This window comes from Streptomyces fructofermentans (assembly GCF_014651055.1).
Lineage (GTDB): Bacteria > Actinomycetota > Actinomycetes > Streptomycetales > Streptomycetaceae > Streptomyces > Streptomyces fructofermentans.
Genome location: NZ_BMWD01000043.1, coordinates 7,667 through 27,688, shown reverse-complemented (window position 1 = coordinate 27,688; position 20,022 = coordinate 7,667). Strand labels below are relative to the sequence as shown.

Here is a 20,022-nt window from a genome sequence, read left to right as displayed (position 1 = left end):
CGGGGCATGGTGGTGGAGTGATCGCGCTGGCCGTACTGTTCGCCCTGCTGGGAGCCGCGAGCAATGCCGTGGGTACGGTGTTCCAGCGCAAGGCAGCCGCCCGGATCCCCCAGGGCGGTGGACTGCGCCTCATCCTCCAACTCGCGCGGCAGCCCGCATGGCTGGTCGGCATCGCGGGTGTGGCCGGGGCAGCGCTGTTCCAGGCCCTCGCGCTGCTGAACGGCCCCCTTTCACTGGTGCAACCCCTGTTCATCCTGGAACTCCCGTTCGCCCTGATGTTCGCCGTTCCGCTGCTGCATCGCCGCTTGCCCCGCGCGGGATGGTGGGCCGTGGCGGGCGTCGTGGCCGGGCTCGGTCTGGTCCTGGTCGCCGCCGACCCGTCGGGAGCGGAGGTGGCCGCCCCCATGAGCCGCTGGATTCCGGTTCTGATCCTGTGCCTGTCGGCCGTTGCCGTAGCCGTGGCCGTCTCGCGCCCCTCACGCCCGCCGCTGTTCCGCGCGGCCGTGCTGGGATCGGCCTCAGCCATCAGCAACGCCCTCACCGCCGCGCTCCTGAAGTCGTCCATGGGCACCCTTGAGAGCGAGGGCTTCGTCGCCTTCCTCTCCGTATGGCAGACGTACGGATTCGTCGTGACGGGCATCGGCGCCGTACTGCTGCTGGAGAATGCCCTGCAGGCGGGCCCGCTCGCCGCCTCGCAGCCCGCGCTGACGATCGGCGACGCGACGGTGAGCCTTTTCCTCGGCGTCTTCCTCTTCGACGAGACCGTCCGCAGCGGCTGGTGGCTGCTGCCCGAACTGGCCGGGGCCGGCCTCGTCCTGTGGGGCGTCCTGAGACTGACCCGCGTGGTGCCGCAGGTGGGGGAACTCGCACGCTGACAGGCCGGGGCACGCCCTTCCAGATCGAGTCGGCCGCGTACGACCGCCCGCCGGCATCCGGAACTGGAACGGGACCCCGTCGAAGCCCGCACCGTCAAAGGGCCGCTCGCCCCGGGTCGGCCCGAGAGGCGGAGCGGCCCTGTCCGGACGCCCGCCTCACAGGGCACCGACCACCACGCGGCGGAGCAGACGCCGACCCTTGCCGGCCTTCCAGGATCTGATGCGGCGACCCCTCCGCGACCATCCGGTCGCCGACCACCCGGACGCGACCACGGGCCCGAGGCCTCGACCGCGCGCTACTTCAGCGCGTGCGCCGCAGCCTGCGCGAGGACGCTCGCGGCCTCGGAACGCTTCGCCTTGGTCGACTTCTTGTCGGCGAGCACCTTGGCGGCGGCGGTCAGGGCCTTCTTGCCCGGCCTGCGCGACGAGGCGGCCGGGGACTGTGCCAGCGCACTGGCCGCGGCCCTCTTCTCCGACTTGGACGGCTTCTTCGCCCGCACCGTCTTGCCGGCGTCGGAAGCCGGGCCGGACCCAGTCGTCCTCGCCTCAGCCGTACCCGCCTTGCCGGAGGTCTGCGACAGTGCGCTCGCGGCGGCCTTCCTGCTGCTCTTCGACCCACCGCTCTTCGCGGCCCTGCCTGCCGCCGAAGCGGCCTTGGGATGCGTGGTACCGGATGCCTTCGTCTTCGCCATGTCGCTGTCCCATGCTCGTCCGTCGGTTCTGTCGTCCGCCTCGGGTACCCGAACTTCCCCGTATGCAACGACTGAAGGCTCCGGCGGCCGGACAACGCCCGTTGTCGGCGCACGAAGGTGCAACCGCGGAGCAACGTTGTCTCACGACCGGACGAGTCGTCCTTCGGAGACCTCGCGGACCGGATGGTCGCCATCGGCGATCCTCGTGAGCGTGTCCGCCACGGAGTCGAAGTAGTGGGCCAGTGACTCGTACTGACCCGTGATCGTGATCTCACCCACGACCCACCGGCCGACTCGTCCGTCCCGCACGTCGACGAACTTGCCCGACCAGCCGTCCTGGTCCGACAGGAACGGGATCCACTCATTGCGCCAGAACGGGTGTCCGGCTGGTCCGGAGGGTCGAATCCACCAGGCATGGAGCGGTTCGCGTAGAGCTTCTCCAGCGCCCGGATGCCCAGAAAGAAGGTGCCTTCGTCCGGGAACCCGGCGAAGCCGCAGCATGCCGCGTCGTCGTCCACGTCCTCTTCGGGACAATCCAGATGCTCTGCAGCAGCCACGCCCGCAGGTCCTGAGGAAGAGTGATGTCCATCCGTTCCTCGGCCGCCGCGAGCATGTCCCGTGTGCGCTGTCGAGCCACGTCGCGGAGCAAAGACCCGACGGCCAGTGATCGTACTGCGATCAGACGCAGGGCCGATCGGGCGGCGGTGGCCGGGGTCGGCGAATCCAGGCTGAGCCCCTGTCGACCCATTTTCACCTTTCCTGCACTTCTGCGAGGGAAAGGTTCATTTTGCGGGGGCGCTGTAAAACATCCATAAGATCCGCAGGAGTGGAGATCCTTTCGCGGGGCACCCGAGGGATCGGAGGTTGATAAACATGGTTCCTATTCTTCTGGTTCTCCTGCTCGCCCTGATTCTCTTCGGTGCCGGTTTCGCGCTGAAGGCACTGTGGTGGATTGCCATCATCGTGCTGGTGCTGTGGCTTCTGGGCTTCGTGGTCCGCCCCACGAGCAGTGGCGGCAAGCGGGGCCGCTGGTACCGCTGGTAGACATGCGCACATCGCACCATCCCGGGTGGGCCCCGGCGCCGTCGGCGCCGGGGCCCACCCGTGTTGCAGCCCCGCGACGCACGGAAGACCACAGGTGGGCCGCTTGATTCGGGGTAGCCGGAGGTGGTGGCCGGAGGTGCCGTGACGCCGGGAACCATGGCCTCCAGCACGGTACTTCCGGCCATCCGCATTCCCCTCGACATGGACGTGTGGGCTCCGGAGTGCGGGGCACCCACCCCTTCGAGGAAGCGTCACGGAACCCGATGGCGCCAATTGCACCCGCGGTTCAAGGACGACTGCGAAACAGGCCGTTGAACCGTGGATGAAGAAATTCGATGAGGGAGCCGTTTTATGAGTGACAACATCTGGGGCTACCAGCCGGCCACCGGCCACATCGCGGGCACCGACCTGATCGGATTCAAGGTCGAGGCCACCGACGGCAGCGTCGGCAAGGTCGACAAGCACTCGGACGACGTCAACTCCTCGTACCTCGTCGTCGACACCGGGGTGTGGATCTTCGGCAAGCACGTCCTGCTCCCCGCCGGCACCGTGAGGACCATCGACCACGCCGAGCGGAAGATCCACGTCGACCTCACCAAGGAGCAGATCAAGGACTCTCCGGAGTTCGACAAGGACAAGCACATCGGCGACGCCGGCTACCACGAGGAGCTCGGCAGCTACTACCGGAACCGGCGCGCCTGACCTCGCGGGGCGTCCCAAAAGCGTGGGGCCGGGCGGAGACCTCTCCGCCCGGCCCCATTTCTCATGCGGCGGCCCGCCCGCCTGCGAGGGTTGCTTCCGTCATTCCTTGTCGTCGGCCGTCACACAGAGCGACGATACGGACACCGGCAGAAGCTGCGCCGGAACCCCTGAACTGTGACGCTCCATGGCTGGTGGCGCTGTGCGCCATCTATCGAATTTGCGGCACCCCGAAGCCACAGAAGCGTCAGACGGCTTCGCCGTAACCCCGGATCGTGGCTTCTTGTGCAGCGTGCCGGATGGCTCTGATGGTGGATTCGGAACGCCTTCGCCGCAGCCAGGCGAGGGCGGATGTGGAGGGGGTGAGATCGACCACGTCGATGTATCTGATGCCTGCGCGTGGAAAGTACTCACGGGCGGCCTTCGGCAGGAAGCACATTGCCTCTCCGGCGGCCACCGTGTGCAGTAGCGATTCCATGTCGGTGACTACCGGCCCATAAAGGACGGGGCTGCCGTCGGGGCGGGGATCGACCGCCCAGAAGTCCCACCACAGTCGCGGAACCTGCTCGGGCATGTCGACCACCGGAACGCCGGAGAGCTGAGCCAGGGTGAGCCGAGGCAGGATCGCCAGGGGATGCCCGGTGGACAGGCAGGCCACGCGTGGCTCGGTGGCCAGGTGGTGGAGTTCGATGTCGTCCGTCACCGGAGGGCGGACGAAGACCACGTCGACCTCCTGCTGTGCCAGCGCGGCGAGGTGGTCGCCGAACGCGAGGTTGACCAGCCGCACGGCCGTTTCGGGGTGGCGGTCCTGCAGGAGGCCGAGTACGGCACGGGTGTGCGCCATGGATGCCTCGGCTCCCATGGTTCCCACGACGAGTCGTCCGGAGACCTGTCGCAGCTGCGCGTCGGCTACGCGTCGCAGCCGGTCGACCGCCGCGACCGCCGCGCGGGCTTCGGGGAGCAGGACCTGCCCTGCCTCGGTGAGCGTGAGCGTCCGGCTCGTGCGCTCCACCACGCGTACCCCGAGGCGTTTCTCCAGCTCCCTGATCTGCTGGCTCAGTGCCGGCTGCGTGATGAACAGGCGCGCGGCAGCACGCCCGAAATGGAGTTCCTGGCTCAGCGTGAGAAAGAGCCGAAGCTGATGAACGCTCGGTTCCTTCGATGCGGACACCCCCACGGAGAAGCCCCCTTTCACTCTCCAACCTGCTGCGATAACGGGCATGTTATCGATCGCCAGGCATCCTGTGCCCCTGGTCCGATGACACCCCTGTGCTGGCCGTGTGATAGTCGACGGCGTCAGTGATCAGCCTGACGGTCCACCAGTTCGGAACAGGGTTGGTGACCCCTTCCTCCGGCAACGCCCGGGGACTGTCGCCTGCTGGTGGCACGGGCGCTCCCGACAAAGGGCCCTCGTCGGCGGAAGCGCTGGACAACATTCCCCCTCAACGAGGAGAAGTTAATGCGTAAAGCCGTACTCGGCCTCTTCGTGGCACTGGCCGCGGTGCTCGCGGTGGCGCCCTTCGCCGGTGCCGACCAGACCCGGACCGTCGCCTGCTGCGGCGGCATGCCCGGCCACGGGTAACGGGGCCCTCGCCGACGGAAGTGCTGGACCAAGGTTTCCTCCTCGACAAGGAGTTGTGATGCGTAAAGCTGTACTCGGCCTCTTCGTGGCACTGGCTGCGGTGCTCGCGGTGGCACCCTTCGCCGGTGCCGACCAGACCCGGACCGTCGCCTGCTGCGGCGGCACGCCGGGCGTGCCGTAAAGGGGCCATCGCCAGTGGCTCGACTGTGTCTGAGGGTCCGTCAGCTCGCCGGCGGGCCCTTCGCCCTCGTTCAGCGCGGGCCAGTCCGAAGCTGACCGGACCCGACCATAGGGTGCGGGGCACCGCACGCGTTCCGCGAAGCGCCCCGAAACCATCAGCGTAGGAGCGGGCCGCGCTGTCAGCCGGCGGCTGGCGTCTTGCGTGTCCCGGTCGGCGAGCTGGGCGAGGACCTGCTCCGGCTCAAGGCCGGTGCCGGCGGCGATCGAGCGCGGTCGGCGGCTGGTGTCGGCGGGCAGCCACACCTGCGCGTTCAGCTCAGGTTGTTCCTTGTCGTCGACTGTCAGGCAGAGCGACGAGCGACTCGGGGCGCTCGACGGTCCTGCCCACGTCGTAGCGGGTGGCGGGGTGCCGGTTCTTGGAGCGGGGTGGTCGTCCTGGCCCCGGCCGGGTGGGTTTGGGTGCACGGGCCTGACTGCCGAGGCGAGGGCGGATGCTTCTGAACCCACGTCGGACGCGGGTCGGGGTGAGCGCGGTGCCGGTGCGGGTGGTCTTCTCCCAGGGCTTGCGCTGGTCGGCTGCGAGCGGAACGACTTGCGACGAATCAACGTGCCCTCCACCAGAGGGAGTTCGCCGTCCAGTTCGATCCAGGCCGAGCGGTGGGTGAGCCGGGCGTGGACCGGTCCCAGACGCGGGCCTCGGCCTTGATGTAGCGGGGCGTGTCCTTCATGGTCACCGCCGTCGGCTCCGGCCAGGTCTCCGGCTTCGCCAGGCGGACCTCCGGTCCGTGTTTGCGTGGCCGGCCGCCGTTCGGGTCGTAGACGCGCGGCGCCTTCGCCAGTCGCGGGACGCGGTCGGAGCACAGGCGTCCGACCAGCTCGACGGGCAGGTCGGACAGGAGTCAGGCCAGGCGCATCGCGTCGTAGCCGGCTTTGAAGAGTGCCCACACGACCGGGCCCGACGACAAGGAACAAGCTCAGTCCACCGGCCATGTGTGGACCGGCGCGTTGAGGTGCATGTAGTCGATGTACTGCTGCGTCATGCGCCGCAGCGCCTCCGCACGGCTGTAGCGGCCCGAGTCCTCGAGGCGGTGCACGAGCTCCTTCTGCCAGACCGCGCCGTTGCGTGCGGTGACGCAGCGCTGCTCGATGATGCCGAGCAGCGGTTCCCGCCAGGCCGCGTCCATGCCCGAGCGCTCCAGTCCTTGGTGCGCGAGCGGCAGCAGGCGTCGCAGGACGAGTTCGGGTGCGGGGACCTCTCCGGCCCCCGGCCAGTAGAGGCGGGCGTCGATGCCGTGCCGTGCCGCGGCGTGCAGGTTGTCCTCGGCGGCCGAGAAGGACATCCGCGACCACACGGGCCGGTCCTCGTCCACCAGGGCGCGGGTGAGGCCGTAGTAGAAGGCGCCGTTGGCGAGGGTGTCGGCGACCGTCGGTCCCGCGGGCAGCACACGGTTCTCCACCCTCAGGTGCGGTCTGCCCCGGGCGACGTCGTAGACGGGACGGTTCCACCGGTAGATGGTGCCGTTGTGCAGGGTGAGTTCGGACAGGTCCGGCGTGTCCCCCCGATCCAGCGTCTGCGCGGGGTCCTGGTCCTCGCACAGGGGCAGCAGGGCCGGGAAGTAGCGGAGGTTCTCCTCGAAGAGGTCGAAGACGCTGGTGATCCATCGCTCCCCGAACCAGACCCGGGGCCGTACTCCCTGCGTCTTGATCTCCTTCGGGCGGGTGTCCGTGGCCTGCTCGAAGAGCGGGATGCGGGTCTCGTGCGCCAGTTCCTTGCCGAACAGGAAGGGCGAGTTGGCCGCCAGCGCGACCTGGACGCCGGCGATCGCCTGCGCCGCGTTCCAGTAGCTCGCGAAGTCCTCGGGTGAGACCTGGAGGTGGAACTGCGTGCTGGTGCACGCGGCTTCCGGCGTGATCGTGTCGGCGTAGGTCCTCAGCCGGTCCACGCCGTCGACCTCGATCAGCAGGTCCTCGCCGCGGGCCGCGAACACCTGCTCGTTGATGAGGTGGTAGCGCGGGTTCTCCGACAGTGCCTTGAGACCGATGTCGCTCTCCCGCAGCGTGGGGAGGATCCCCACCATGATCAGATGCACGCCGATGCTCCTGGCCCGCTCGTCGGCGTGGTTCAGCGCGGCCCGGATCTCGTCCTCCCACGCGTCGGGGCCGCCCGCGGTCAGCCGCCGGGGCGGAATGTTGATCTCCAGGTTGAACCGGGCCAGCTCCGTGTCCCAGGCGGGATCGGCGATGGCCTCGAGCACCTCGACGTTCCGCATGGCGGGCTCGGCATCGGCGTCGGTCAGGTTCAGCTCGATCTCCAGGCCCACTTGGGGCCGCTCCGCGTCGAACCGTGACTCGCGCAGCATCTGCGCGAGGGCGTCGAGGCAGTCCTGCATCTTCGTCCGGTACTGGCGACGGTCCTCGCGGGTGAAGATCAGCGCCGGAACGTCGCGTCCCATCGGCCCTCCCGGGTGGCCCCACGGATACCTCTCACCTACAGCGTCGCACCACCGGGCGGGTCCGACCATGCGGGACCGGGTTGCCCGCGGTGGCCGAGGCCGGGGCGGACGATCCGGAAACCGTCGACGTCGTCCCCCGCTCGTCCACGACCCTCGCCGGCGCCAGCGCGGCGATCGGCGGCTCCCACGCCGGACCCGGCGGCCGGGCCGCGTTGCCTCCGCCACCGATCCTGGGTCATGGGGCTCGACATGACCGGGACCGCCGCCGGGACCACATCAACCGTGATGTCGGTTTTAGTTCGAAAATGTGCATGAATTGTGCAAGACGACGCCCGGACTGGGTAGGCTGCGTCCGATCTGGGGCTGCCGGGCAATGGTGCTCAGCGCGACGGGACACGAGGACCGGACATAGTTCCGGACCCGCCCTCGCCTCCCATTACCGGACTGCTGTCCTTGAAAGGCTCCCGCACCATGCCCTTGGCACTCCTGGCCCTGGCCGTCGTCGCGTTCGGCATCGGCACCACCGAGTTCGCCACGATGGGGCTGCTGCCCCAGATCGCCGACGGGGTCGGCGTGTCCGTGCCCAAGGCCGGCAACCTCGTCTCCGCCTACGCGCTCGGGGTCGTCGTCGGCGCCCCCGTCCTGACAGGCATCGGTGCGCGCATACCCCACAAGCGGCTGCTGCTGCTCCTGTCGGGACTGTTCGTGATCAGCAACGCCGCTTCGGCGCTCGCCCCCAATTTCGGCCTCCTCTTCGCCGCCCGCTTCCTGGCAGGCCTGCCCCACGGAGCACTCTTCGGTGTAGGCGCGGTCGTCGCCTCCCGGCTGGTCGCCCCCGACCGCGCGGCACGCGCCGTGTCGAAGATGTTCCTCGGGCTGACGGTCGCCAACATCATCGGCGTCCCCGCCAGCACCGCACTGGGCCAGCAGCTCGGCTGGCGCTCCGCCTACTGGGCGGTCACCGCCATCGGCCTCGTCGCCCTCGCGACGCTGGCCCTCTTCGTCCCTCACCAGCCCCGCGGGCAGCAGTCCGGCGTCCGGCACGAGCTGCGCGCCATGGGCAATCGGCAGGTCGCGATCGGCCTGGCCACAGCCGTCGTGGGATTCGGCGGGTTCTTCGCCGTCTACAGCTACCTGGTGCCCATGCTGACGCACCTGACGGGCTTCTCCGACTCATCGACCACCCTCGTGCTCGCGCTCTACGGCGTCGGCATGACCGCGGGCACACTGCTCGCCGGCCCGCTCACGGACCGCGCGCTGCGGCCGACGCTGTACGCGGGACTCGTCCTGCTGGCCGCCGCCCTGGTCGCGTTCTACTTCACCGTCCACAGCGCCGTCCCCGCCCTCATCACCATCGCGTTCATCGGTGCCATGGGCTCCCTCATCACGACACCGGTCCAGATGCTCCTCATGGCCAAGGCGAAGAACGCTCCGACCATGGCCGCGGCCTCGAACCACTCCGCCTTCAATCTGGCCAACGCCGGCGGCGCCTGGCTCGGCGGTCTGGTCATCTCCGCGGGCTGGGGTTGGGCCGCTCCCAACCTGGTCGGCGCGGCCCTGGCCGTGGCAGGCCTCGGCCTCGCCTTCACGGGAAGCCTCATGGATCGGGACGGCGACCGGTCGGAGAAGGTCACCTCGTCCTCGCCAGAGACATCCACGACCGCCGACGCCATCGCCGTGTCACGGCGGACGTAGCCCGGAGCGGCGTCCAGCTTCCACGCCCCGGCGCCGGGGCGTGGAACAGCGCGTCCCCGACCGCGCCCTGTTGAACAGCGGGCCCAGGATCAGGCCGATGCCACGCGCTCCCGGCTTGCGGGCCCATTCGCTCGAGCCCGACCACGGCCGGTGGGCGACGCCCGGCTCAGGGAAGGACGTCCAGGGCTTCTTCCGCGTGGTCGGCGCCGTCGGCCCGGTGAAAGGTCATGTGCCCGCCCAGCAGACCCCCGGCTCCGACGGCCGTCAGACCCACGAATCCGAAGGCCCGGCCTGCCGTCGGATGTCCTTTGACCCGGCACACGAGGGAGGCGGCGTACAAGCCCGCCGCCATCGTGTTGGCCAGGGCATGCACGATTCCCACTCGCTGCTGCCGCTGTCCCAGCTCCGCCCAGTCGACGGCTCCCGTGAGCACCGCCGGGCCGACGGCAGCCAGCCCCACGCCGATCAGGAGACCCGCCTCCCTCGAACGGCCGGGGCACAGGTCCAGGACCGCCGCGGACAGCCAGCTCCCGATCGGCACCTGCACCATCAGGGGATGGACGGGATGCCCCACCCATTTTCCTCGCAGGCCGTCACGGACACGTCCCAGGGACACGGACTGTATCCGCGTGCGAAGCGCGTCGATCAGCGGATCCGCCCCCGCCTCCTGTTCCAAGCGCTCCAGGAGCCACGGGATCAGGTTCTGCTCCACCGGGTGAGAGGGCACTGTGCTCATAGGCACTCGAGTCCCCGTCACCACACAGGGCAAACGGATCCGGCAGCACCCCTCGAAGCACACCCAGCCACGTGGCTCCGGCCACCCGGCGGGACGGAAGCGGCCCCTGCGCTGCCGCCGACTGCCGTGAGAGCCGCCCGGACCGAACCCCGGCCTTCCCGGACACCGGACTGGCACAGCCGGATCGCCTCCTACGCGCCGTCTTGCCCCCCACCCCGCCCAAAAGCTCATTTCGGTCTTTGTGCGTCAAGCGGGCACCACGGGTACTCGTCGAAGCGCGGCCCTCCGTCGCACGTGAGCGGGTGGCCGACGCATGCCCCCCGCGATGGGGCCGGCATACGGCGCGCCTGAGGAGAATGCGATGAAGGCACTGGTGTGGCACGACAGGGGGGACGTACGGGTCGACACGGTTCCCGATCCGTCGATTCGAGATCAGACAGACGTGATCATCAAAGTGACCACGAGCGGCTTGTGCGGCTCCGACCTGCACCTGTACGAGGTTCTCGGTCCCTTCCTCGACGCCGGCGACATACTGGGGCACGAGCCGATGGGCATCGTCCAGGAGGTCGGCTCCGAGGTGAGGAACGTGCGACCCGGCGACCGCGTTGTCGTACCGTTCAACATCTCCTGCGGCACGTGCTTCATGTGCAAGCAGGGGCTGCAGTCGCAGTGCGAGACCACCCAGGTCCACGAATACGGCTCCGGCGCGTCCCTGTTCGGATACACCAAGCTGTACGGGCAGGTACCCGGCGGGCAGGCCGAGTACCTGCGCGTTCCGTTCGGGAACACGCTGCCCATCGCCGTCCCTCCGGAGCCTCAGGACGACCGCTTCGTCTATCTGTCCGATGTCCTGCCCACGGCCTGGCAGGCAGTCGAGTACGCGGCCATTCCCCCGGGTGGCAGCGTCGCTGTGCTGGGCCTGGGGCCGATCGGGGACATGTCCACACGCATCGCCGCCCATCGTGGTGCGGGAAAGGTCATCGGAATCGACCTCGTGCCGGAGCGGCTGGACCGGGTCGGGGCGCGCGGAGCACACACCCTGAACCTCGAGGAATACGACGGCGACGCGATCGTGGAAGCAGTCCGCGACCTCACCGGCGGGCGCGGCCCGGATTCCGTCATCGACGCCGTGGGCATGGAGGCCCACGGGACCACAGCCGCCAAGGCCGCCCAACAGTTGACCACCCTGCTGCCCGACAGACTGGCCGCCCGGATCATGCGCCGCGTCGGCGTCGATCGCCTCTCCGCCCTGCACCTGGCCATCAGCCTCGTCCGCCGCGGCGGCACCATCTCCGTGTCCGGCGTCTACGGCGGGATGACCGACCCGCTTCCGCTGCTGACCATGTTCGACAAGCAGATCCAACTGCGCATGGGCCAGGCCAACGTGTGGCGCTGGGTGGATGACATCCTCCCCCTGCTCACGGACGCCGACCCGCTCGGGGTCGACACCTTCGCCACCCACCACCTGCCGCTGGACCGGGCCCCCGACGCCTACGCCATGTTCCAGAAGAAGCAGGACGGCGCGGTGAAGGTCCTGTTCAACCCCTGACGGCCGTCGGCATGCGCCGTCCGACGCGGACGACCACTGCCCGCGATCGCCACGGCTCAGAAAGGTGCGCACATGAAGCCTCAACGACCTCTGGACGGCCGGGTGGCCGTCGTGACCGGGCAGCACGCGGCCTGGGCGAGGCGACCGCCCGGCAACTGGCCCGGCGCGGTGCGCGGTTGGCCCTCGCGCAGAACCGCGTGCTGGTCCGCGTTGCGGATCATGTCGGCGTCCGACCAGTTCAGAGACGCGATTCCCACGGCGACGTCCTGAGGGCCCAGCCAACTGCGCTCGCACATGCCCGGGCCCGCCAGGAGGATCTACCCCGTCGGCTCGGTCGCCGTACGACAGGCGGCCGCGGTGGAACGGCGTGCCTCCACCGTGTACGTCCCGGGCCGGCTCCCGGCCGTTCAGGCGGTGCGTGCGGCGGTGCCGAGCGCGGTCGCGCGCTTCGCCCATCGCACGCTCGCCCGCACGTCCTTCACCTCCACGGGGCCACTGGGTGCCGGCGGCCGCGCAGCCGCGCATCCCGCGGCCGATCCACGCCCGACGGATCACTGAAAACGGCAGCCACCCCCTTCGCCGTCACGTGGAGACCGGCTCCAGGACCACCACGGGGATCTCGCGGGTGGTCGCCCTCTGGTAGCTCGCGTACTGCGGGAACAGCCCCGTCATCAGCGTCCAGAGCCGCGGCTTCTCCTCGGCGGTCGCCGTGCGGGCCCGTACGCCCAGGTGCTCCGCACCCACCTGGACGTGGGCCTCGGGGCAGGCGACCAGGTTGAGGTACCACAGCGGGTGCTCGGGCTTCCCGCCGTTGGAGCCCACCACGACGAGGTTGCCGCCGTCACGGCCGTAGATGACGGCGGTGCGGCGGAGCACGCCGGACCTGCGGCCGCGGGTGGTGAGGAGCAGGGTGTCGAGCCCGTACCACTTCTGCCCCTCCTTCCCGCCGCTGCTGTCGTAGCGCCGGATGTGCGCCGCGACCCAACCCGTCGGGCTGTCCACGGGCGTCTCGTCCCCTTGCCCCGACGGCAAGGGCTCCGACGGAAGGGGCACCGTCTGCTCGGGCCCCTCCGGCGACGACGGCCCGGCGCTCCCGGCCGGTGCGGTCCGCTCCGGGCGCCCGGCCCGCTCGCGCCCCGGCTCCGGCGGTTCGCTCCGCTGCCCCGCCCGCTCCGGCTGCTGCTGGTCCGGCACGACACCTCCCGGCTGATCGATCTCGTCCAGTGACGGCCCCGGTCATGTGCCCCGAGACCGCACTCACATACGGAATCGCCCGCCGGAAGGTTCGCTCGACGCCCGCCGATCCTTGAGATGTCGTCCGTATCGCACTCCCGTGGCCCGGGCCGGGCGGTGCGCGTCGCCCACCGACCGGCCTGGGCACGGAACTCAGCCGAGCGGTTCGATACGGATGTTCCGGAACCGGACCTTGTTCCCGTGGTCCTGGAGGCGGATCGCCCCCGCGGCGGGGGTCTCGGCCCTGCCAGAGGCGGTGGGCCCGTCGAGGGCCACGTCGTCGTGGACCTTCTTGCCGTTCCACACCACCGTGACCCGGGCGTCCTCGACCTTGCGGCCGTCCTCGTGGCGAGCCGCGCGGAAGACGATGTCGTAGGACTGCCAGGTCTCCGGCGCGGTGGCCTCGTTGCTGTCGGGTGACCGCTTCAGATAGAACGCTCCCGCCTCGTTGGTGGCCGGCGTGGTGTCACCGTACGAGTCGAGGATCTGGAGCTCGTAGCGGTCCTGGAGGAAGATCCCGCTGTTCCCCCGGTCCTGTCCGGTGACGTCGTCCGGGAGCAACGGCACCCGGAACTCCACGTGCAGCCGGAAGTCCTGGTACGCGTCGATGGTCCGGATGTCGCCGCAGCACACCTCCATCGACTGCGCGTCCGTCAGCGGCCACTTCAGCCGTCTGCCGTCCGTGTGCTGCCAGTTGGACTGCGAGGACGCCGTGCCGTCGAAGAGCCCGACCGCCTTTCCACGGGGTCGCACCGTGATCAGGTCGAGGTTGACGTGCCCGGTGTCGCCCGCCTCGTACCGGTAGGAGACGGTGTTGCGTCCCGCGCGCAGGACCAGGCTCTCGGTCTGTGTCGACCAGGTGTCCCAGTCGCCGGTGGAGGCGAGTTTCGTCTGCCTGTCCTTCGTCCCGTTCACGTACAGCGAGAGGGACTTGGTCCCCTGGAACGGGTTCGGCCCGTTGGAGTAGCGCAGGTTGACGTCGTAGGTGCCGCCCTTCGCGACCGTCACGTCGAAGGTCGTGGCGACCTTGCCCTCGGTCGCGTAGCGGTCGACGAAGCCGCTGCCCGAGTAGCCGGCGTGGTCGGTGTTGATGCCCGCGGTGCCGGTGAGGCGTGCTTCCTCGGCCTCGTACAGGGTGGCGGGGGGCGGCTGCTTGCCGGGGGTCCGGTTCAGCGTGTACCAGGCCTCGGTGCTCCACAGTTGCTCGCCGGAGGCCGAGGTGAAGGGCCGTGCCGATCGGACGTGCACCACACGCCCCGGCTTCAGGTTGTCCAGCCGCAGCTTGACGGTCCTGCCGTCCTTGGAGAGCGTGGCCGAACGCACCGGAAGGCTCTCCTCGGCGATCTTCGGGCCGCCGTACGCCGAGGTCGGCGAGTAGCGCCACTGCTCGGCGCGGTAGTGCCCCGCCAGGGCTTCGGCGGTGGCGGCGGACACCGGCTGGGTGTACTTCAGGTCGAAGCCGCCGGGCACGGCCCGCATGCTGTGGATGTCGAAGGTGTTCTTGCCGTTGGGGGCCAACTTCTGCAGGCCGAACTTGAGTTTGCCCTCCTGGCCCCAGTTGCCGCCCGCGCCCAGTCCGCCGGCGTAGACCGCGCCGTCGGGACCGAGGGTGATGCGGTTGACGCCCGCTTCGAGGCCCTGGGTGTAACGGAACACGGCGCCCTGGTACTGGCCCTTCACCTTCTCCAGATAGGCACGCTGGAGGCCGCCGTATGTGACGTCGCCGAGCAGCATCTGCCCGGCGAACCGACCCCTCTTCAGAAGCAGCGGAGTGGAGGGCGAGTTGGCGATCTCGTTCTGCGGCAGCCAGAGCACCGGCTCGGTGACGGGCTTGTCGTCGAACGGGCCCGCGGGCTCGGTGTAGTGGTTGAAGAAGCGGTCCTGCTTGATCTGGACGAGTTTCGAGGAGGGGAGCCATCCGCCCTGGTTGTCGGTGGCGAACATGGTTCCGCCAGGCCCCCAGCCGATGCCGTTGGGAGTGCGCAGACCACCCGCGACAGGTGTGATCCGGCCCGTCTTCCGATTCACCTTGTACGTCACGCCGCGGCCCGGGGCGGGCTGCGGAACCGTGGTGGCGCCGCCCAGGTTGATGGAGACGGACAGGTTCACGTAGAAGTGGCCGTCGCGGTAGAGCAGGCCGAACGCGAACTCGTGGAAGTTCTTGCCGTACGGCCAGGTGGCGACCGTGCGGTACTCGTCGGTGACCTCGTCGCGGTCCTTGTCGACGAGCCGGGTCAGCTCGTGCTTCTGCGACACGTAGAGCGAGCCGTCGACGTACTTGATGCCCATGGGCTCGCGCAGCCCGCTCGCCACCTTCTTGACGCGCACCTGGTCGCGGCTCGTCGAGCCGGTGACGCCGTCGAGCAGGTACACCTCTCCGGCAACGTTGTCGCTGCCGCCCCAGGTGCTGATCGCGAGGCGTCCGTCGGGCAGCCAGTCCATGCCGGTGACCTGCGGTTCGAAGCCCTCCGGTCGCAGGTCGGTGAGGGTCAGGTCGGGGCGCACCGAGGTGAGGGGCAGACCGTCACCGGGGGAATCGCCGCTCGCCTCGCACTCCTTGCGGCCGGGAGCGGTGACCCGTACGACGTCGGCGTCGGTGCTCAGCGCCTCACGGGGTACGACGGCGAAGTCATCCTTTCCCGGCGGCTTCCAGGCCAGCGTCAGCTGCTGCCCGCCGTCGCGCTCGAAGTGGTCTATGCGCAGGGGGTGCAGACCGGCGGAGAGTTGGACGGCACCGTCCTTGGGCTCGGCGCCGTGGAGTCCGTCGTGGTCGATCACCGTTTCACCGTCGATGGCGAGCCGAGAGCCGTCGTCGCTGGTGAGGCGGAAGGTGTAGGTGCCGTTGCTCGGCACGTCGAGGTAACCGGATGCCTCGGAGACGAAGTTGTCGCCGAATCCGCCGAAGTCGGCCGTGGAGGACCAGTCGACGGTCGGCATGAGCTTGTCGTGGTTGGGGGTCTGGCCCGGTTTCAGGGTGCACAGCTTGCTCAGCGGCGTCTGTACGTCGAAGACGCGCAGGGTGATGCCGGGTTCCTGGGGCGGGACGTCGGGGACTGCGGCGGAGGCGGACGGCGTGGCCCCGAGGCCACCGCCGACCAGGACGCTGCCGGCGATGAGGGGGATGAGGTGTCTTCGGGTTCGCTGGAACAAGCGTGGGCGCATTGGTCCTCCATCGGACGGGGACCGGACCGTGCCGAATTTCGCTCCGGTCTGCTGCGGTGGGGTGGACTTACGCCGCCAAGGTAGGAGACTTCTGCGCAGGCTGTCCATACTTTGTCATCAGAGAGTTCAAAGTCCCCAAGTCCGCTGTACAGCAAGGGGGTTCAGCGGGCACACCCGTACGGGGCGCGGCCCGACGGTACCGGCTCGCGCGGGATCGGGGCCCACCGGACAGCGCCGAACCGGAGGCCGCACCGCGCCCGAGCACGGTCCGGCACGAAACCCTTCGACACGACAGGACACGACTCGGGCACAGGGAAGGGGCAGCGGCAGGTACGGGAACCGGATGGGGTGACGGTCGCCGGCCCGTCAACTGGCCGACGCTGAGGCACCAGTTCCGCGGCACGCATCACGCGCCGGCCTCTCGCCCGCCCCCCACTCACACCCGGCCGGGCCTCCGACACGGCGCTCGCCCCTGGCCCGTTCGATGAAATCGCGCCCACGCGCTCGTAGCGCGGCCCGCGTTCAGTGCACGCACCCGGAGCGCCGTACCGGGTCGCCTTCATTTCACATCGCGTAGGCCATCCACCGCGGTTCGCACCGGATGCCCGGCGCATCGCGACCCGGTACGCAGCGACTCGCACGGTGATCGCCACGGAGGCGGACCCGCTCCCGCGGAGCCCTCGACCGACGGGGCCGGGCCGGAACTCCCACTCCTCCTCGACACCCGTACCGTCGGCGTGCCGAGCGGCGACGCCACGGCCGGGATTCCGCCCAGAAACAAGCTCTGACCAGCGGATTCGAGCGACTCGGACCCGGTGGCCGCGATCGGCGCCGACTGCGCGACACGGCCGGCAGTCCGCGATGCCGCGCCTCCGGGGCACTGGCGACGGGACGGACGCGCGCACACAGGAAGGTGCCCCGGCACCGCCTGCCACGGGACTCGGTCCGTTCGGGGCCCGCGGACGCTCCAGCCGTCGGGACGCGAAAGCCGCCCGGCTCAGGTTTCGCCGTCAACTGCCGTTTGTGTTCAACGTATTGACGTGCCATTGCGGAAGCTTTACGTTCCGGTCATCTGAGAGCGCTCTCAATCCCCCCGTCTGTGAAGACTTGAGGTGCCCCATGAGATCCCCCACCACCGCCACCAGACCAGCGGTAGTACTGCTGCTGGCCTCGGCTCTCGCCTTCGTCGGCCTGGGCCCCGCCGCCGCACCGGCAGCCGCCGCCACCATCCCCGTCGGATCCGGCAGCTACTCCGACACCCGGCCGGCCGGCACGTCGGGCCCCACCACCAACACCGGAACGCCGGTCACGCCCAAACTGACCGCCGGTGCCCGCAACCGGCCCGTCCCGACCAACGACTGGTGGTCCTCCCTCGCCTTCCAGCGCTACGGGGACAACCCCCACTCCACCCCCATGTACGGACACCCCCTGACCTACCAGGCCACGGCCGGCGGGCTCGACGTCGGCTACCCGACCTCACCCGCCGTCGTCGGCGACGGCCGACAGTACGAGTACGCCCACAAGCGGGATCTCACGGTAGGACTCGCCGGCCTCAACTCGCCCGACACCAAGGCCGACGACTGGTCGGACTGGACCGTCACCCCCCTGTGGTCCGACGGCACCCGCACCCTGCGCACGACCATCGGCCACGGCTCCCCGTTCGTATACGCCAAGGGATCCGGTGGCGACGCCCGCGTCACCACCGCCGAGGCACCCACGGTCTTCGCCGACCAGGGCAACACCCTCGGCATCACCGTCGCCGGACACCACTACGCCCTCTTCGCGCCGACCGGCAGCGACTGGACCGTCTCCGGGTCCACCGTCACCGCGGGCCTGGGCTCCAAGGACTACTTCTCCGTCGCCGTGCTGCCGTCCACCGGCGCACTCGCGACGTTCAAGAAGTACGCCTACAGCTTCGTCACCGGCTCGGAAGTCACCTGGAACTACACCGGCGGCACCGTCAAGGCCACGTACACCCTCTCCACCGAGGCCAAGGAGGGCAGCGAGCGCGGCACGCTCCAGGCCCTCTACCGCCACCAGTGGCTCAACACGAGCGACGCCCTCACCTCGTACACCTACGTGTCACCCCGCGGAACCATGAAGGTCCGCGAGTCCGCCACCTTCGCCACGAGTCAGAAGGCGGCGGCGGCCCTTCCGGCGCTGCCCAAGACCAACGCGGTGGACACCGCCCGGCTGCGCGGCTACCTCAACGACGTCGTCAACGCCGCCGACCCCTTCTCAGCGGCCTCCGACACCTACTGGACGGGCAAGGCCCTCGGACGCCTCGCCTCGCTCGTGCCGGTCGCCGAGCAGATCGGTGAGACCGGCATCCGCGACCGCCTTCTCGGCCTGCTCAAGGGCAAGCTCCAGGACTGGTTCACGGCAGGGGGCGCCAACGAGTTCAGCTACGACAAGGACTGGAAGACGCTCACCGGCTACCCCGCCTCGTACGGCAGCGACACCGAACTCAACGACCACCACTTCCACTACAGCTACTACGTCCACGCCGCCGCGATCGTCGCCCAGTACGACCAGGCATGGGCGGCCGACTCCGCCTGGGGCGGCATGGTCAAGACCCTGATCCGCGACACCGCCAACCCGAGCCGGACCGACTCCGCGTACCCCTTCCTGCGCGGCTTCGACGTCTACGCGGGCCACAGTTGGGCCTCCGGCCACCAGGGCTTCGCAGCCGGCAACAACCAGGAGTCGTCCTCCGAGTCCACCAACCTCAGCGCGGCCCTGGTGCTCTGGGGCTCCGCAACGGGCGACACCTCGCTGCGCGACCTCGGCACCTATCTGCTGACCACCGAGGCGGAGTCGATAGCCCAGTACTGGTTCGACGCCGACGAGCAGGTCTTCCCCTCCACCTTCGGCCACGACACGGCCGGCATGGTGTGGGGCAGCGGCGCCGCGTACGCCACCTGGTGGACGGCCAACCCCGAGGAGATCCACGGCATCAACGTCCTTCCCGTGACCGGCGGTTCACTCCACCTCGGCGGGGAGAAGGCCGCGATCCGCCGCAATCTCCAGGAACTGGAACGCGAGAACGGCGGCCCCGCCGTCGAATGGCGCGACATCCTCTGGGAGTTCCAGTCCCTGGCCGACCCGTCCACGGCCAAGGCGAAGTGGGACGCGGGCCACGCCGACTACACCCCGGAGCAGGGCGAGTCCAAGGCGCACACCTACCACTGGATCAACACCCTCGACTCCCTCGGCGCCCCGGACGCCACCGTGACCGGCGACATACCCACATCCGCCGTCTTCGCCAAGGGGACGACCCGGACCTACGCCGCCCACAACTACACGGCGTCGGCTCGCACCGTCACCTTCTCCGACGGCAAGACCCTCTCCGTACCCGCCCGTTCCACCGCGACCGGCACCGGGACGGGCAGCCCCGAGGACCCCGACCCCGACCCGGACCCCGACCCGCCCACCGGCAACACGTTCCAACTCCGCACCGGCGGAACGCTGACCACGGCGACCGGCGGCACCGCCGGAAGCGACACCATCGCCTCCGCCGGCGGAGCCAACCGCGACGGCACCCCGTACCAGCCCCTCGTCTACGAGGCCCGCGGCGTCGACGGCACACTCACCTCGGGCGCGCAGACCGCGTTCAAGCTCCAACTCGACGCGGGCAGCGCGGTCGGGCTGGGCCAGCAGGTGCGGGTCAGCTACGACCTCACCGGCAACGGCGACTTCGAGCGCACCGAGACATACAACTACTTCGCGACCGACCCGGTCTCCGGATGGGAGGAGTACACACAGGCACGCGGCCTCAAATCGTCCACCGGCACACCCGGCAACCTGGACGGCGGGACCGTACGTCTCGAGGTCTGGAGCGCCATCGGCAACGCCACGTCGAGACTCCAGACCGGAACGGACAAGTCCGTGCTGGTGATCCCCTACAGCTGACGGACCGGCGGCGGGCCGCAGCGCCTCGCGGCTGCCCGCCGCCCGGCTCTCCCGTACCGCCCGGCAGCACGATCCGGCACGAATGCGCGCATTGCCGCCGAAGCTCCCCCTTCGACGTGCGTCGTCCCTGCTCAGGCTCTTGCCGCCGCCCCGCCCGCCTGGTCTCCTGTACGCCGGTGATCAGCAGTGCACGGCGTCGCCACGGACCGC

The 20,022-nt window shown here is 69.7% G+C and carries 16 protein-coding genes and 1 pseudogene; 8 read left to right on the top strand and 9 right to left on the bottom strand.

Annotation, left to right across the window (positions count from 1 at the left end):
• Positions 1-17 precede the first annotated feature (17 nt).
• Positions 18-875, top strand: a complete 858-nt coding sequence (locus IE265_RS35475; RefSeq protein ID WP_190039892.1) for a DMT family transporter — start codon at positions 18-20, stop codon at positions 873-875.
• A 296-nt stretch (positions 876-1,171) separates the two neighbouring features.
• On the opposite strand, the gene IE265_RS35470 is transcribed toward IE265_RS35475, so the two are convergent.
• Both IE265_RS35470 and IE265_RS38840 read right to left on the bottom strand, forming a co-directional pair.
• Positions 1,172-1,567, bottom strand: coding sequence for a hypothetical protein (locus IE265_RS35470; RefSeq protein ID WP_190039891.1), 396 nt, complete (start codon positions 1,565-1,567; stop codon positions 1,172-1,174).
• Between the two features lie 141 nt (positions 1,568-1,708).
• Positions 1,709-1,876, bottom strand: a complete 168-nt coding sequence (locus IE265_RS38840; RefSeq protein WP_229916922.1) for a hypothetical protein — start codon at positions 1,874-1,876, stop codon at positions 1,709-1,711.
• Between the two features lie 564 nt (positions 1,877-2,440).
• Here IE265_RS38840 and IE265_RS35460 point away from each other — a divergent pair.
• Together IE265_RS35460 and IE265_RS35455 are read left to right on the top strand one after the other, a co-directional pair.
• Positions 2,441-2,611: a DUF5670 family protein gene (locus tag IE265_RS35460; RefSeq protein WP_190039890.1), complete on the top strand. Its 171-nt coding sequence runs from the start codon at positions 2,441-2,443 to the stop codon at positions 2,609-2,611.
• A 351-nt stretch (positions 2,612-2,962) separates the two neighbouring features.
• Complete coding sequence (locus IE265_RS35455) at positions 2,963-3,313, top strand: ribosome maturation factor RimM (RefSeq protein WP_190039889.1); 351 nt, start codon at positions 2,963-2,965, stop codon at positions 3,311-3,313.
• A 244-nt stretch (positions 3,314-3,557) separates the two neighbouring features.
• Here the strand turns inward: IE265_RS35455 and IE265_RS35450 are convergent, their stop codons facing one another.
• On the bottom strand, positions 3,558-4,487 hold the full coding sequence (locus IE265_RS35450) for a LysR family transcriptional regulator (RefSeq protein WP_373303101.1): 930 nt from the start codon (positions 4,485-4,487) through the stop codon (positions 3,558-3,560).
• Positions 4,488-4,769: 282 nt separating this feature from the next.
• On the opposite strand from IE265_RS35450, the gene IE265_RS39050 reads away from it, so the two are divergent.
• A complete protein-coding gene (locus IE265_RS39050) occupies positions 4,770-4,892 on the top strand; it encodes a hypothetical protein (protein ID WP_268255912.1) in 123 nt (40 codons plus the stop codon).
• 58 nt (positions 4,893-4,950) lie between these two features.
• Positions 4,951-5,073: a hypothetical protein gene (locus IE265_RS39045; RefSeq protein ID WP_268255911.1), complete on the top strand. Its 123-nt coding sequence runs from the start codon at positions 4,951-4,953 to the stop codon at positions 5,071-5,073.
• Positions 5,074-5,388: 315 nt separating this feature from the next.
• Here the strand turns inward: IE265_RS39045 and IE265_RS39525 are convergent.
• Together IE265_RS39525 and IE265_RS35440 are read right to left on the bottom strand one after the other, a co-directional pair.
• Positions 5,389-6,010: pseudogene (locus IE265_RS39525) on the bottom strand (NF041680 family putative transposase); the annotation flags it as partial.
• Between the two features lie 36 nt (positions 6,011-6,046).
• Complete coding sequence (locus IE265_RS35440) at positions 6,047-7,525, bottom strand: glutamate-cysteine ligase family protein (RefSeq protein ID WP_190039887.1); 1,479 nt, start codon at positions 7,523-7,525, stop codon at positions 6,047-6,049.
• A gap of 471 nt (positions 7,526-7,996) precedes the next feature.
• Here IE265_RS35440 and IE265_RS35435 point away from each other — a divergent pair, with 471 nt between their 5' ends.
• Entirely contained in the window at positions 7,997-9,220 is a 1,224-nt protein-coding gene (locus tag IE265_RS35435) for an MFS transporter (RefSeq protein ID WP_190039886.1), read from the top strand.
• A gap of 166 nt (positions 9,221-9,386) precedes the next feature.
• Here the strand turns inward: IE265_RS35435 and IE265_RS35430 are convergent, their stop codons facing one another.
• Positions 9,387-9,956, bottom strand: coding sequence for a DUF2231 domain-containing protein (locus tag IE265_RS35430; protein WP_190039885.1), 570 nt, complete (start codon positions 9,954-9,956; stop codon positions 9,387-9,389).
• Positions 9,957-10,317: 361 nt separating this feature from the next.
• Between IE265_RS35430 and IE265_RS35425 the strand changes: the two genes are divergently transcribed.
• Positions 10,318-11,505, top strand: coding sequence for a zinc-dependent alcohol dehydrogenase (locus IE265_RS35425; protein WP_190039884.1), 1,188 nt, complete (start codon positions 10,318-10,320; stop codon positions 11,503-11,505).
• Positions 11,506-11,585: 80 nt separating this feature from the next.
• Here IE265_RS35425 and IE265_RS39420 read toward each other — a convergent pair whose 3' ends face one another.
• The 3 genes from IE265_RS39420 to IE265_RS35410 all read right to left on the bottom strand — a co-directional run bounded on the left by IE265_RS39420 (position 11,586) and on the right by IE265_RS35410 (position 15,900).
• A complete protein-coding gene (locus IE265_RS39420; RefSeq protein ID WP_190039883.1) occupies positions 11,586-11,762 on the bottom strand; it encodes a hypothetical protein in 177 nt (58 codons plus the stop codon).
• 325 nt (positions 11,763-12,087) lie between these two features.
• A complete protein-coding gene (locus tag IE265_RS35415) occupies positions 12,088-12,507 on the bottom strand; it encodes a nitroreductase family deazaflavin-dependent oxidoreductase (protein WP_229916920.1) in 420 nt (139 codons plus the stop codon).
• Positions 12,508-12,891: 384 nt separating this feature from the next.
• The gene (locus tag IE265_RS35410; protein WP_190039882.1) at positions 12,892-15,900 is read right to left on the bottom strand and encodes a 3-keto-alpha-glucoside-1,2-lyase-like domain-containing protein; all 3,009 of its coding nucleotides are present in this window, start codon (positions 15,898-15,900) and stop codon (positions 12,892-12,894) included.
• 1,119 nt (positions 15,901-17,019) lie between these two features.
• Here IE265_RS35410 and IE265_RS35405 point away from each other — a divergent pair.
• Complete coding sequence (locus tag IE265_RS35405; protein WP_190039881.1) at positions 17,020-19,812, top strand: glycosyl hydrolase; 2,793 nt, start codon at positions 17,020-17,022, stop codon at positions 19,810-19,812.
• Positions 19,813-20,022 lie beyond the last annotated feature (210 nt).